The sequence below is a fragment of the Citrobacter koseri ATCC BAA-895 genome, assembly GCF_000018045.1.
In the GTDB taxonomy this organism is placed as follows: Bacteria; Pseudomonadota; Gammaproteobacteria; order Enterobacterales; family Enterobacteriaceae; genus Citrobacter_B; species Citrobacter_B koseri.
The window spans coordinates 2,371,717-2,385,257 of sequence record NC_009792.1 but is presented as its reverse complement, the minus strand read 5'-3'; the positions used below and the strand labels follow the sequence as shown (position 1 = coordinate 2,385,257).

General features: G+C 57.8%; 9 protein-coding genes. 5 read left to right on the top strand and 4 right to left on the bottom strand.

Annotation, left to right across the window (positions count from 1 at the left end; all coding sequences use genetic code 11):
- Window positions 1-2: 2 nt before the first annotated feature.
- Entirely contained in the window at window positions 3-2,246 is a 2,244-nt protein-coding gene (locus CKO_RS10945; protein ID WP_012133407.1) for a TonB-dependent siderophore receptor, read from the bottom strand.
- A gap of 305 nt (window positions 2,247-2,551) precedes the next feature.
- Between CKO_RS10945 and fes the strand changes: the two genes are divergently transcribed.
- The 4 genes from fes (at window position 2,552) to wzz(fepE) (ending at window position 9,283) form a co-directional block, all read left to right on the top strand.
- A complete protein-coding gene (gene fes, locus CKO_RS10940) occupies window positions 2,552-3,766 on the top strand; it encodes an enterochelin esterase (RefSeq protein WP_012133405.1) in 1,215 nt (404 codons plus the stop codon).
- Between the two features lie 29 nt (window positions 3,767-3,795).
- Window positions 3,796-4,014, top strand: coding sequence for an MbtH family protein (locus tag CKO_RS10935; RefSeq protein ID WP_012133404.1), 219 nt, complete (start codon window positions 3,796-3,798; stop codon window positions 4,012-4,014).
- Complete coding sequence (entF, locus tag CKO_RS10930; protein WP_012133403.1) at window positions 4,011-7,895, top strand: enterobactin non-ribosomal peptide synthetase EntF; 3,885 nt, start codon at window positions 4,011-4,013, stop codon at window positions 7,893-7,895. Before CKO_RS10935 ends, entF begins: the two co-directional genes overlap by 4 nt.
- A gap of 251 nt (window positions 7,896-8,146) precedes the next feature.
- Window positions 8,147-9,283: an LPS O-antigen length regulator Wzz(fepE) gene (gene wzz(fepE) / locus CKO_RS10925; RefSeq protein ID WP_024130560.1), complete on the top strand. Its 1,137-nt coding sequence runs from the start codon at window positions 8,147-8,149 to the stop codon at window positions 9,281-9,283.
- 72 nt (window positions 9,284-9,355) lie between these two features.
- On the opposite strand, the gene fepC is transcribed toward wzz(fepE), so the two are convergent.
- From fepC to fepD, 3 genes are read right to left on the bottom strand one after another with little or no spacing between them, the layout of a single operon-like run.
- Window positions 9,356-10,153, bottom strand: a complete 798-nt coding sequence (fepC, locus tag CKO_RS10920; protein WP_012133401.1) for an iron-enterobactin ABC transporter ATP-binding protein — start codon at window positions 10,151-10,153, stop codon at window positions 9,356-9,358.
- Entirely contained in the window at window positions 10,150-11,142 is a 993-nt protein-coding gene (fepG, locus tag CKO_RS10915; protein WP_012133400.1) for an iron-enterobactin ABC transporter permease, read from the bottom strand. Before fepG ends, fepC begins: the two co-directional genes overlap by 4 nt.
- Window positions 11,139-12,146 carry a Fe(3+)-siderophore ABC transporter permease gene (gene fepD / locus CKO_RS10910; RefSeq protein WP_012133399.1) on the bottom strand — a complete coding sequence of 336 codons (1,008 nt, stop codon included), beginning with the start codon at window positions 12,144-12,146 and terminating at the stop codon, window positions 11,139-11,141. The genes fepG and fepD overlap by 4 nt, the downstream gene beginning before the upstream one ends.
- Window positions 12,147-12,257: 111 nt before the next feature.
- Between fepD and entS the strand changes: the two genes are divergently transcribed.
- Window positions 12,258-13,508 (top strand): enterobactin transporter EntS, encoded by a 1,251-nt coding sequence (gene entS, locus CKO_RS10905; RefSeq protein ID WP_012133398.1) that lies wholly within the window; start codon window positions 12,258-12,260, stop codon window positions 13,506-13,508.
- Window positions 13,509-13,541: the final 33 nt, after the last annotated feature.

The following is a 13,541-nucleotide window of genomic DNA, read 5'->3' as shown; positions in this document are numbered from 1 at the left end:
TATCAGAAACGCGTGTTAACGCCCATGTACCATGTACGACCCGGCTCGTTGTAGGTGTAAGCACCTGCACCGTACATATAAGCGCCGGTCGCGTCGTTACCCGTGGTCTGGGCATTCCCCGCACGCCATTGACGCTTGTCGAAGACGTTATCCACGCCGCCGGTCAGGCTGACGTTTTTGGTTACGTCCCAGGTCGCGCTCAGGCCGACAATGCTGTACGGGCTGACTTCATCTTTCTCAGAGCCGGTAGCAGGCTGGCCCTTATAGTTGTATTTCTTCGGCTGCTGCTTGCCGTACCAGGTGAAGGTTGACTGCACTGACACATCCTGATGTACCTGCCAGCTCAGGGTTGAGTTCAGCGTGTACTCCGGGATGATCGACAGACGATCGCCGGTTGTTTTGTTCTTGCTCTGTAGCATGTAGGTAATGTTGTTGGTCCAGTTTATCGCATCGCTGACCGGAATATTCAACGATCCTTCCAGACCTTCTACCACGGCCTTCGGCACGTTTTCCCACTGGTAGATATCGGTTTGCACTTTACCTGAAGAGGTATGGCCGACTGGCGCATAGCCCGCTTCAATCTTATCGCGGTAGTCGTTACGGAACCAGGTCACACCGGCCTGCCAGCCGTCGTGTTTCCACTCAAGACCAATCTCTTTATTGACGCTGGTTTCCGCTTTCAGGTCATCGTTACCCATCATGTAGCAACCGACGCCATCGGAGCTTGCATAGCAACCCTGGCCTTTGCTGTACAGCAGGTAGTTCGGGTTGGTCTGATAGAGGCTCGGTGCTTTATAGGCACGGGCGATACCCATCTTCAGGGTGAAATCATCGCCCAGCGCCTGCGACAGGTTCAGGGACGGGCTCCAGTTGTTGCCGACGATAGTGTGGTGATCGAAGCGTAGCGCCGGGGTCAGCATGGTGCTGTCAGTTATCTCCATGTTGTTCTCGGCAAACAGGGAGAAGATTTCTGCGGATGAGTACGGACTGCGATCGTCGCTCATGCCTGGGATGGCTCCGCCCTGTTGAGCCTGAGTATTCGAGGCGGAATCCTTCATACGCTGCTGGTTCCACTCAGTACCCAGCGTCAGGTTTTGATTAACGATGAAATCAAGCGGCAGGTTAATTTCACTGTGCAACATCACGTCGGCCAGGTCGGTGTCGGTGAATTCGTCGCTGTTGAACAACCCTTCGAGACCGCCCGCCAGCCCTTCGCCCAGACGCGAGTTGCGGGTGTGTTCGTACTGTGCCCAGTTGCTGGTGGTGATACCGTTATCCCAGCCGCCGTTCCAGGTCACTGCGAAGTTCTGGCGATAAATACGGTTAGTCTCTTTACCGTAGTTTTTCTTCACCAGGGCATTGTCGTTATTGGTGTTTTGGGTGTCACCCGCGTAAAGGTTGTTCTGGCGGCTGTAGCCTGCTTCAAACTCCAGCGCCTGCATCGGCGCGAAATCCCAACGTACGACACCATTAATATCTTTGTTTTCAACCCCTTCACGACCTGCTGGCAGGGTGTTGGCGTAGGCGCCGGTACGCTCAGACTGGTGGCCCTGGTTGATGTCCCAGGCGTCGGCCTGAGTTTTATCCAGGTTGCCGTACATGCGGAAGCTGAATTCGCCGCCCAGCGGGCCGCTCAGGCTAAAGTTGGTGCGCTTGGTGGAACCTTCGTCTTTGTGTTCCGGCGCATTCAGATAGGTGTTCCACGAACCATGCCACTGATCGTCGAATTTCTTGGTGATGATGTTTACCACGCCGCCCGCTGCGCCGTTGCCGTAACGTGCTGCCGCAGGGCCACGAATCACATCAATGCGTTCGATCATCTCTGGCGGCACCCAACCGGTATCGCCACGGGTGTCACGCTCACCGCGCCAGCCCAGACGGATGGAGTTGCGGCTGGTCACCGGTTTGCCGTCGATCAGAATCAGGGTGTTCTCCGGGCCCATGCCGCGAATGTCGATCTGGCGGTTGTTGCCGCGCTGGCCGCTGGTTGAGTTACCGGTCAGGTTCACGCCCGGCATGGTGCGGATGATTTCGGCAACGTCGCGAGCGGGAGGATTTTTACGGATTTCGTCGGCGGTAATGGTCGATACGCCCGGTGCCTGGAGGTTCTGCTGGGCGGCGGTGACCACGATGGTGTCTTCATGAAGCGCTGCGCTATCAGTGGTCTCCTCCGCCATAACAGGCAGAGCGACCCCATAAATTCCCAGATTGACCAGTAAGGCCAGGGAATGAATCTTATTGTTCATTGTGTTTCCTGCTTATCTTTATTTAGCCACATGCGCCAAACTCTCGTGGTGAGGTGTTTAGCCTGATGTCGCCCACATCTGCGAAAGCCATACATTCCAGAAAAAGCACGCAGTGCAGGTTTCAGGTTGTGTTTCTCATTTGAACGTGGCGTCAATGCACGAATGAGAGACCCAGCCTGGGTGGTGAAATAATGTTCGCGCTTCCCACGGCGCGACAATACGCTATTGCAAATGAAAATAGTTATCAATAATATTATCAATATATTTCATCATTAAATAAAAAATTACACAATAAACATGAGGTTATGACGGTGACGGCGTTAACGACAGGAAGTGAGACCTGGTGGCAGTCAAAACACGGTCCCGAATGGGAGCGTGAAACAGACGAAAAATATCGGGTGACTTTCTGGTGGCGCGATCCGCAGGGAACGGAAAACCGCTCTTCAATTCGCCGCGTATGGGTCTACATTACGGGCGTCACCGACCATCACCAGAATGCGGTTCCGCAATCCATGCAGCGTATTGCGGGCACGGATGTCTGGCGATGGAGCACGACATTAAGCGCCGACTGGCGTGGTAGTTACTGTTTCATCCCTTCTGAACGCGATGATATTTTTGCTTCTCTGGCAGTAGATGAAACGCCTGACAGAACCACGCTGCGTGAAGGCTGGCGTCAGTTATTGCCGCAGGCGATTGCCGATCCTCTTAATCCGGTGAGCTGGAAGGGGGGGCGGGGCCATGCGGTTTCCGCGCTGGAAATGCCAGACGCGCCAGTGCAACCCGGCTGGGATAAGCCTGAAAATCCGTCAGCTCCCCCGGTTTGTTTGCAATGGCGCAGCGAGCGGTTGGGCAATACGCGTCGCGTGTGGGTGTTCACGACCGGCGACGCCCGACCTGAACGTCCGCTAGCGATTCTGCTCGACGGGCAGTTTTGGGCGGAAAGCATGCCCGTCTGGCCCGCGCTCACCTCACTGACCCGGCGGCGTCAGCTCCCTCCTGCGGTCTACCTGCTGATTGATGCCATTGATACCCCCCACCGTAGCCGTGAACTGCCCTGCAATGCCGATTTCTGGCTGGCGGTACAACAAGAACTCCTGCCGCTGGTGAAAACCGTTGCGCCATTCAGCGATTGTGCAAAAAGGACGGTCGTCGCCGGGCAGAGTTTTGGCGGGCTCTCCTCGCTGTATGCCGGTCTGAACTGGCCTGAGCGCTTTGGCTGCGTACTGAGCCAGTCTGGATCGTTCTGGTGGCCGCAGCGCGGCGCAGATCGGGAAGGCGAGATTATTGAACAACTGAAGGTGGGCACATTGACCGCCAGAGGATTGCGCATCGTGCTGGAGGCCGGTACCAGAGAGCCGCTTATTTTCCGGGCGAATCAGGCGCTTTACAGCCAACTACACACTACGCAGCAGTCGGTTTTCTGGCGTCAGGTTGACGGCGGACATGATGCGCTTTGCTGGCGTGGCGGATTAATGCAGGGGTTGATGACCCTCTGGCAACCGTTAACCGACACGCTGTAGCTGGCGATTTTCCACGACAGGAGTTGAGTATGGAATTCAGTAATCCCTTCGATAACCCGCAGGGACAATTTTACATTCTGCAAAACCCGCAGCGTCAATTTAGCCTCTGGCCACAGCTGTGTTCTCTCCCTGCGGGCTGGCAGGTGGTGTGTGAACCGCAATCGCAGGCGCTTTGCCAGCAGTGGCTGGATGCGCACTGGACCACGCTAACTCCCGCCCATTACGCCGCTGCGCAGGAGGCTCAATGACCACGCGTTTACCGTTAGTGGCCGCCCAGCCAGGGATCTGGATGGCGGAAAAACTCTCTACGCTGCCTTCCGCCTGGAGCGTGGCGCACTATGTGGAATTACACGGCACGCTGAATGCCCCTCTGCTGGCGCAGGCGGTTGTAACCGGTATGGCGCAAGCGGATACCCTCCGCATGCGATTTACCGAAGATAACGGAGAGGTCTGGCAGTGGGTGGACCCGGCATTCACGTTTGCACAACCCGAGCTTATCGATCTGCGTGACGAGCCCGATCCGCATGCGGCGGCGCTGGCGCGGATGCAGGCCGATCTGCGACAAAATCTACGCGTTGATGGCGGCAAACCGCTGGCGTTCCACCAGTTGATTCAGGTCGCTGATACCCGTTGGTACTGGTATCAGCGTTATCACCATCTACTGGTGGATGGCTTCAGTTTCCCGGCGATAACCCGTCAGATCGCGGCGATTTACCGCGCCTGGCAGTGTAACGCCCCGACGCCCGACTCGCCGTTTACGCCATTTGCTGACGTGGTGGAGGAGTATCAGCGTTACCGTGAGAGCGAGGTTTATCAACGCGATGGCGCCTTCTGGGCGGAGCAGCGTCGCCAGTTGCCGCCTCCCGCTTCGCTGTCGGCTGCGCCGCTTCCAGGGCGGGCGGCCAGCGCCGATATTTTGCGTATGAAACTGGATGTGCCCGACGGTGTTTTCCGTCAGCTGGCGGCACGTATGTCTGATATTCAGCGTGCGGATTTAGCGCTGGCGCTGGTGGCGCTATGGCTGGGCCGCCTGTGCGGTCGGATGGACTATGCCGCCGGATTTATATTCATGCGGCGTATGGGATCGGCGGCGTTAACGGCGACCGGCCCGGTACTGAACGTCCTGCCGTTAGGGGTAAGCATTAATGCGGCGGAAACGCTGCCGGAACTGGCGACGCGTCTTGCCGGGCAGATGAAAAAAATGCGTCGCCATCAGCGTTATGACGCCGAACAGATCGTTCGCGACAGCGGCCGCGCGGCGGGTGAAGAGCCGCTGTTTGGCCCGGTGCTGAACGTGAAGGTCTTTGATTATCAACTGGATATTCCCGGTGTACAGGCGCAAACCCATACGCTGGCGACCGGCCCGGTTAACGATCTTGAACTGGCGCTGTTCCCGGATGAAGAGGGCGGCCTGAGCATTGAAATCTTAGCCAACAAACAGCGCTATGATGAGGCGACGTTATCCTGCCATGCGTCGCGGCTGACGGCGCTGATACGCCAGTTTGCGGACAATCCGGCGCTGCGCTGCGGCGATGCCGAAATGCTCCTGCCTGCCGAATATGCGCAACTGGCGCAGATTAATGATACGGCGGTAAGCATACCGCTCACGACGCTCAGCGCGCTGGTTGACGAACAGACACGCAAAACGCCGGACGCGACCGCGCTGGCTGATGCGCGCCATCAGCTCAGTTATCAGGAGATGCGCGAGCAGGTGATCGCCCTGGCGCACCTGCTGCGTGAACGTGGCGTTAAACCGGGCGACAGCGTCGCGGTGGCGTTGCCGCGCTCGGTTTTCCTGACGCTGGCGCTGCACGGCATTGTGGAGGCCGGAGCCGCCTGGCTGCCGTTAGATACGGGGTATCCAGACGATCGTCTGCGAATGATGCTCGAAGACGCGCAGCCGAAATTACTGATCACAACCGCAGAACAACTGCCGCGATTTAACGATATCCCCGGCGTAGAAAGCCTGTGCTACAACGCGCTGCTGCCGACGAGCGGGGCTGAATCGCTGGCGTTGTCGTTGCCGCACCATACGGCATACATCATCTTTACATCCGGTTCGACCGGCAGGCCGAAAGGGGTAATGGTCGGGCAAACCGCGATCGTGAATCGCCTGCTGTGGATGCAGGATCACTATCCGTTAACGGCAGAGGATGTGGTCGCACAAAAAACGCCGTGCAGTTTCGATGTTTCGGTGTGGGAGTTCTTCTGGCCGTTTATTGCCGGGGCGAAGCTGGTGATGGCGGAGCCGGACGCGCACCGCGATCCGATTGCCATGCAGCATTTCTTTGCGAAGTATGGTGTGACCACCACCCACTTTGTCCCGTCAATGCTGGCGGCGTTCGTCGCCTCGCTCACCCCTGAATCCGCTCATGAAAGCTGCGCTACGCTACAGCGCGTATTTTGTAGCGGCGAGGCGCTGCCCACCGGGCTGTGCCGCGAGTGGGAACAGTTGACCGGCGCGCCGCTGCACAATCTGTACGGGCCGACGGAAGCGGCGGTGGATGTCAGCTGGTATCCCGCCTGCGGCAAAGAACTGGCGGATGTCACCGGAAACAGTGTGCCGATTGGCTATCCGGTCTGGAATACCGGGCTGCGCATTCTTGATGCGATGATGCGTCCGGTGCCGCCGGGCACCGCGGGTGATTTATACCTGACCGGCATCCAGCTGGCGCAGGGGTATCTGGGGCGCCCGGATCTGACGGCGAGTCGCTTTATTGCCGATCCGTTTATGCCGGGCGAACGCATGTATCGCACCGGAGACGTGGCGCGCTGGCTGGAAAATGGCGCGGTAGAGTACCTTGGCCGCAGCGACGATCAGCTAAAAATTCGTGGTCAGCGCATTGAACTGGGCGAGATTGATCGGGTTATGCAAACGCTGCCGGACGTCGAGCACGCCGTGGCTCACGCCTGCGTGTTTAACCAGGCGGCCGCGACAGGAGGCGATGCCCGCCAACTGGTAGGCTATCTGGTGTCACAATCCGGCTTACCGCTGGATATTCCGGCGCTTCAGGAACGGTTACGCGAGACATTACCGCCGCATATGGTGCCTGTGGTTCTGCTACAGCTTGCGGAACTGCCGCTCAGCGCAAACGGGAAACTGGATCGTAAAGCGCTGCCGATGCCGCAACTGACGCAACGTACGCCGGGGCGTGCGCCATTACCAGGGACGGAAAAAACGGTGGCTGACGCCTTTGCCGGCCTGCTGGGTTGCGAGGTCAATGATGTGGAGGCCGACTTCTTTGCGCTGGGCGGGCATTCGTTACTGGCGATGAAACTCGCCGCGCAGTTGAGTCGCGCGTCCCGGCGTCAGGTGACGCCGGGGCAGGTGATGGTGGCGTCAACCGTTGGTCAGCTTAGCGCGTTGCTGGATTCCGCCGATGACGAGCAGTCTCAGCGTCTGGGCTTTGAAACACTCCTGCCGCTGCGTGAAAGCAGTGGACCAACGTTATTCTGCTTCCATCCGGCGTCCGGTTTTGCCTGGCAGTTTAGCGTGCTGGCACGTTATCTCAGCCCACACTGGTCAATTACGGGGATTCAGTCGCCAAGGCCTGATGGACCGATGCAAACGGCCACGAATCTGGATGAGGTGTGCGAGCGTCATCTGGAAACGCTGCTGGCGCAGCAGCCGCACGGGCCTTACTACCTGCTGGGGTATTCGCTGGGCGGAACGCTGGCCCAGGGCATTGCGGCGCGCTTGCGTGCGCGTGGCGAAACGGTTGCCTTCCTCGGGCTGCTGGATACCTGGCCGCCGGAAACGCAAAACTGGCAGGAAAAAGAGGCCAATGGTCTGGACCCTGAAGTGTTAGCGGAGATCGCGCGTGAACGCGAAGCGTTCCTTGCTGCGCAACAGGGAAATGCTTCCGGGGAGTTATTCAGCACCATCGAAGGAAACTACGCCGATGCCGTGCGGCTTCTGACAACCGCGCATAGCGTACCGTTCGATGGACGCGCAACGCTGTTTGTCGCGGAGCGCACCCTGCCGGAAGGAATCAGTCCTGAACGCAGCTGGGCGCCGTGGATGGCTGAACTGGATATCTACCGCCAGGATTGCGCCCACGTCGATATTATTTCACCTGCCGCGTTTGAGAATATCGGGCCGATTATTCGCGCATTGCTCGACCAGTAAGCGAAGCGTTCTGACGCCTTTAAAAATCTAATTCTACTGATGCCCATAATAGCTACCAATTATTATGGGCTTTTTATTTGTCTTCAGCATTGATTTAACATAAGTGAAACATAATCAGACAGTTGGTAAAATTCTGAATATTGCATGCTACCTGTGGAACAAACAAAGATCGTTTCGGATAATTCTGAGATGCTGTTAGAATATTAGAAAGGATGTTTTTATTCATTGGACTCAATGTCAGGTTACACAACATGTCATCACTCAATGTTAAGCAGGAAAAAGATTCGGAATTTACTGGCTATCCGTTAGCGCCGTCAAACAGTAATGAAATTGATTTGTTAAGCCTTGTTGATGTTTTATGGCGGGCGAAAAATCGCATTATTGCGACTGTTTTTGCGTTTGCGCTGGCAGGTATTCTGCTGTCCTTTATTCTGCCGCAGAAATGGACCAGTCGGGCGATTGTCACCCCGGCAGAGGCCGTACAGTGGCAGGAACTGGAAAAAACGCTGACCACATTGCGTGTGCTGAACCTCGACATTAATTTGCAGCGAGACGCCGTCTTTACGCTTTTCATTAAGAAGTTCAGCTCAACATCGCTGCTGGATGAATATCTTCGCGCCTCCCCGTATGTGATGGATCAATTGAAAGGGGCGGATATTGATGAAATGGAACTGCATCGGGCGATTGTTGCGCTCAGTGAAAAGATGAACGCGGTGGATACCAACGCCGGTAAGAAAAACGAGACGTCGTTATTTACCTCGTGGACATTGAGTTTTACTGCGCCAACGAAAGAAGAGGCGCAGAAGGTGCTGACCGGCTATATCCAGTATGTGTCGGACATCGTCGTGAAAGAGACGCTGGAGAATATTCGTAACCAGCTGGACACCAGAACGCATTTCGAGAAAGAAAAACTGGCGATGGACCGGGTGAGATTGCGCAACCAGCTTGATGCGAACATTCAGCGACTTAATTATTCCCTGGAGATTGCCAACGCCGCCGGGATTAAGAAGCCGGTCTACAGTAATGGTCAGGCGGTAAAAGACGACCCGGATTTCTCTATTTCTCTGGGCGCCGACGGTATTGCGCAAAAATTGCAAATTGAAAAGTCCGTCACGGACGTTGCGGAAATTAACGCTGAAATACGCAATCGCCAGTATTACGTAGAGCAACTGACCGCGATGAATATCAATGATGTGAAATTTATGCCGTTTAAATATCAGCTATCGCCTTCGCTGCCAGTGAAAAAAGACGGCCCGGGCAAAGCGTTGATCGTGATTCTGGCTGCGTTGCTGGGCGGTATGATCGCGTGCGGCGGTGTTCTGCTGCGTCATGCCATGCTGTCCCGTAAACTGGATGATGCGATTCAACTGGAAAAACGGTTAGTCTAAGCGCCATCCGGCAAATCGCCCGGTGGCGCTGTCGCTGACCGGGCCTGCATGGTTAACCCTTCGCCATTGAGATTACTTCGGGCGACCCAGCGGCACAACCAGCGGCGTTCCGGCGATCGGATCGTCGATGATCGTGCAACGTAATCCATAAATTTTCTCAATAAGATCCGCTGTCACAATCTCCTTTGGCGCTCCCTCTGCGACGATCTTGCCTTCACGTAACGCGATTAAATGCGTGGCGTACCGGCAGGCCTGGTTAAGGTCGTGCAGAACCGCAGCGAGGGTGTAACCTTTCTCGCGATTCAGCTCGCTCAACAGCTCCAGCAGATCGATCTGGTGGCTGATATCCAGCCAGGTCGTCGGTTCATCCAGCAACATGATGGACGTTTCCTGCGCCAGCACCATGGCTATCCATGCTCGCTGCCGCTGCCCGCCGGAAAGCGTGTCCACGCTTTGCGTCGCCAGGTGGGTAATCCCCGTGGCGCGCATCGCACCAGCGACGGCGTCTTCGTCTTCTTTGCGCCAGCGGGTAAACAAAGGCTGATGCGGATAGCGGCCCCGGGCAACCAGCTCCTGTACGGTGATATCGCCCGGCGTGGTGGCGTTTTGCGCCAGCAGGCCGATTCGTCGCGCTACCTCTTTACTGGCGTAGTGCTGAATATGCTCGCCGTCGAGCCAGACGTGGCCATGTATGGGCGACATCAGACGGCTTAGCGTACGCAATAACGTTGATTTGCCGCAGCCATTCGGCCCAATAATGGCAGTGAAGTGACCATTCGGGATAGAAACGTTCAGATTCTCCGCGACGGTATACTTGCCATAACCCAGCGTTAACTGGTCGCCACGCAAACGGGCTACTGATTCGGTCATTTTTTGCGGGACTCCTGAATTAACAAGACGATAAGGTAAATACCGCCAAGGCTTACGGTGACAACGCCTACCGGAAGCTGGTAAGGCATAAACAGTTGTTGGGCGCACAGGTCGGCGGCCAGCAGCAGCAGCGCGCCGCACAATGCGGACTGGGTTAACCCCCAGCGTGCCGTGCCGCTAAGGCGCCGCGCGATGTGCGGCGCAACCAGCGCAATGAAAGAGATCGGGCCTGCGAGCGCCGTCGCGGCGGCGGTCAGCACCACGGCGACCAGCATCATCATTAACCGGGAACGTTCAACGCTGACGCCAAGCGCGCAGGCGCTGTCATCGCCCATTTCCAGCAAGCGCAGACGACGTACCAGCAATGCGGCACACGCCAGCATCAGAACGATCAGCGGTGCCGAGGGCCACGTTTTGGCCCAGGTCAGTCCGTTGAGCGACCCGGCGTTCCACAATCCGGCGGAGAGGGCCGTTTCTAACGACGCCTGCAACAGCAGCCAGGTGTTGAACGCCACCAGCATGGCGCGCACGCCGATGCCGATAATAATCAGCCGGAAGGTCTCAATGCCGTTGCGCCAGGCAAGCAGCCAGACGATCAGCGAGGTGAGAATCCCGCCAGCCATCGCCGCCATCGCGATCGCCGTCAGGTTCTGGCCAAACAGCACCATTGCCACCAGCACGCCGCTCCAGGCCCCGGTGTTAAAACCCATTACGTCCGGGCTACCCAGCGGGTTGCGCATCAACGACTGAAAAATCGCGCCGCTGACGCCCAGCGCGGCGCCAATCAGCAGCGCCATCAGCACGCGAGGCAGACGCCATTCGGTCACCACAAGGGTAATGCTGCGCGGGGCGTCTCCCAGCAACGCATTGATGATTTGCGAGACTTCCAGCGTAACGGCGCCGCTGCGCAGGCTCCACAAGCCGACAGCGATACAGCCGAGCACCAGCAGCAGACAACTTATGATCAGGCGGCGGGAAAGGTGCATCATACGGCACCTCCGCGCTGCTTGCGCCGCACGAGGAAAATAAGCACTGGCGCGCCGAGAAAGGCGCTGACAACCGAAACGCGCAATTCACCGGGAACGATGAGTCGCCCGATAATATCGGCAAACAGCAGCAGGGTCGGGGTCGCCAGCAACGTGACCGGCAGCGACCAGCGGTGATCCGCCCCCACCAGCCAGCGGGCCATGTGCGGCATCATCAGACCGATAAACGCGATGGGGCCAACAACCGCCGTCGCGCTGCCGCATAACACGGTAATCACCAGCAGGCCGATGAGCTGGGTACGCGCCACTTTGCTGCCCAGCGCGGTGGCAGTATCGCTACCGAGACTCAGGCTGTTCAGCGCGCGGCTGAGAAACAGCGCGGTAGCACCGGCAATCAGCACCGGCACGACAATAACCTTGAGCGTTTGCAGACTGCGAATGTCCAGCGAGCCGGCCTGCCAGAAACGGAGCTGATCGTACACATCCGGGTTCAGCAACGCGATACCGTTGGAAAGCCCCTCCAGCACTGCGCCGAGCGCGACACCCGCCAGCGTGAGGCGAACCGGGCTTAACTGCCCGGCGCCCTGACTGCCGGTAAAGGCGACAATCAGCGAGGCGACCAGCGCCCCGGCAAACGCCATCAGCAACTGTTCCTGCGGAGAGGAAAAACCAAATAGCGCCGCGCCGAGTACGATCGCGAAACTGGCACCGGAATTGACGCCGAGAATGCCCGGGTCGGCAAGCGGGTTGCGGGTGAGCGTTTGCATTAACGCCCCGGCGAGCCCCAGTGCGCCGCCAGCCAACAGGCCAGCCAGCGTGCGCGGCAATCGCGCATCCAGCACGATGGTGCAGTCAGCGCTTTGGCAGGTGCCGGTAATTGCTTCAAGTACGACGGACGCAGGCAGTGATTTTGCGCCGATAGCCAGACTTAATGCCGTGGCGAGAATAAGTAATAACAACAAGCCGGGCACGGCGATGGCGCGTGCCACGGAAACAGAGCATGACATATCAACTTCCCTGATAATGATAGTAATTATCGTTATCGATCTTATTCGGTTATGTTAGCATGTGCAGCCATTGAATGGATATTTAAAAAAAGTTCGCATTAAGGCGTTGTAATGAATCGACAATCCTGGCTGCTGAATCTCAGCCTGTTGAAGACGCACCCTGCATTTCGCGCTGTCTTCCTCGCCCGTTTTATCTCTATTGTCTCGCTGGGCCTGCTGGGCGTAGCGGTGCCGGTACAGATCCAGATGATGACCCACTCGACGTGGCAGGTTGGTCTGTCGGTGACGCTGACCGGCAGCGCGATGTTTGTTGGCCTGATGGTCGGCGGCGTGCTGGCGGATCGTTATGAACGTAAAAAGGTGATCCTGCTGGCGCGCGGCACCTGCGGTATTGGCTTTATTGGCCTGTGTCTGAACGCGCTGTTGCCGGAACCTTCGCTGCTGGCAATCTATCTGCTCGGTCTGTGGGATGGCTTTTTTGCCTCGCTGGGGGTCACGGCGCTACTGGCGGCGACGCCTGCGCTGGTAGGGCGAGAAAACCTTATGCAGGCTGGGGCGATTACGATGCTGACGGTGCGTCTGGGATCGGTGATTTCACCGATGCTGGGCGGCGTATTGCTGGCTACCGGCGGCGTGGCCTGGAACTACGGTCTGGCGGCGGCAGGAACATTTATCACGCTGCTGCCGTTGCTGAGCCTTCCGGCGCTCCCGCCGCCGCCGCAACCGCGTGAGCATCCGTTGAAATCGCTGTTGGCGGCGTTCCGTTTCTTGCTCTCCAGCCCGCTCATTGGCGGCATTGCGTTGCTTGGCGGACTTTTGACGATGGCAAGTGCGGTGCGCGTGCTTTATCCGGCGCTGGCGATTAACTGGCACATGTCCGCCGCGCAAATCGGTTTACTTTATGCCGCTATCCCATTGGGGGCGGCTGTTGGCGCGTTAACCAGCGGGCAACTGGCGCACAGCGTTCGCCCTGGACTGTTGATGCTGGTTTCCACCGTAGGGTCGTTCCTGGCGATTGGGGTGTTTGGGCTGATGCCTGTCTGGCTGCTCGGGGTGATCTGTCTGGCGCTGTTCGGCTGGCTCAGCGCGATTAGCTCGTTACTGCAATACACCCTGTTGCAGACGCAAACGCCGGAAGCCATGCTCGGGCGAATCAACGGCCTGTGGACGGCGCAAAACGTGACCGGCGACGCCATCGGCGCAGCGCTGTTGGGCGGGCTGGGCGCCATGATGACGCCGGTTGCGTCAGCGAGCGTGAGCGGGTTTGGGCTGGTGATCGTTGGGTTGTTGTTAATGCTGCTGCTGGGCGAGTTGCGTCGTTTTCGCCAGCCGCCGCCGGTGCCAGATGGCGCACCGCTTTAAAATGCAGGCCGGACAGGGCATTGGCCGCTATCC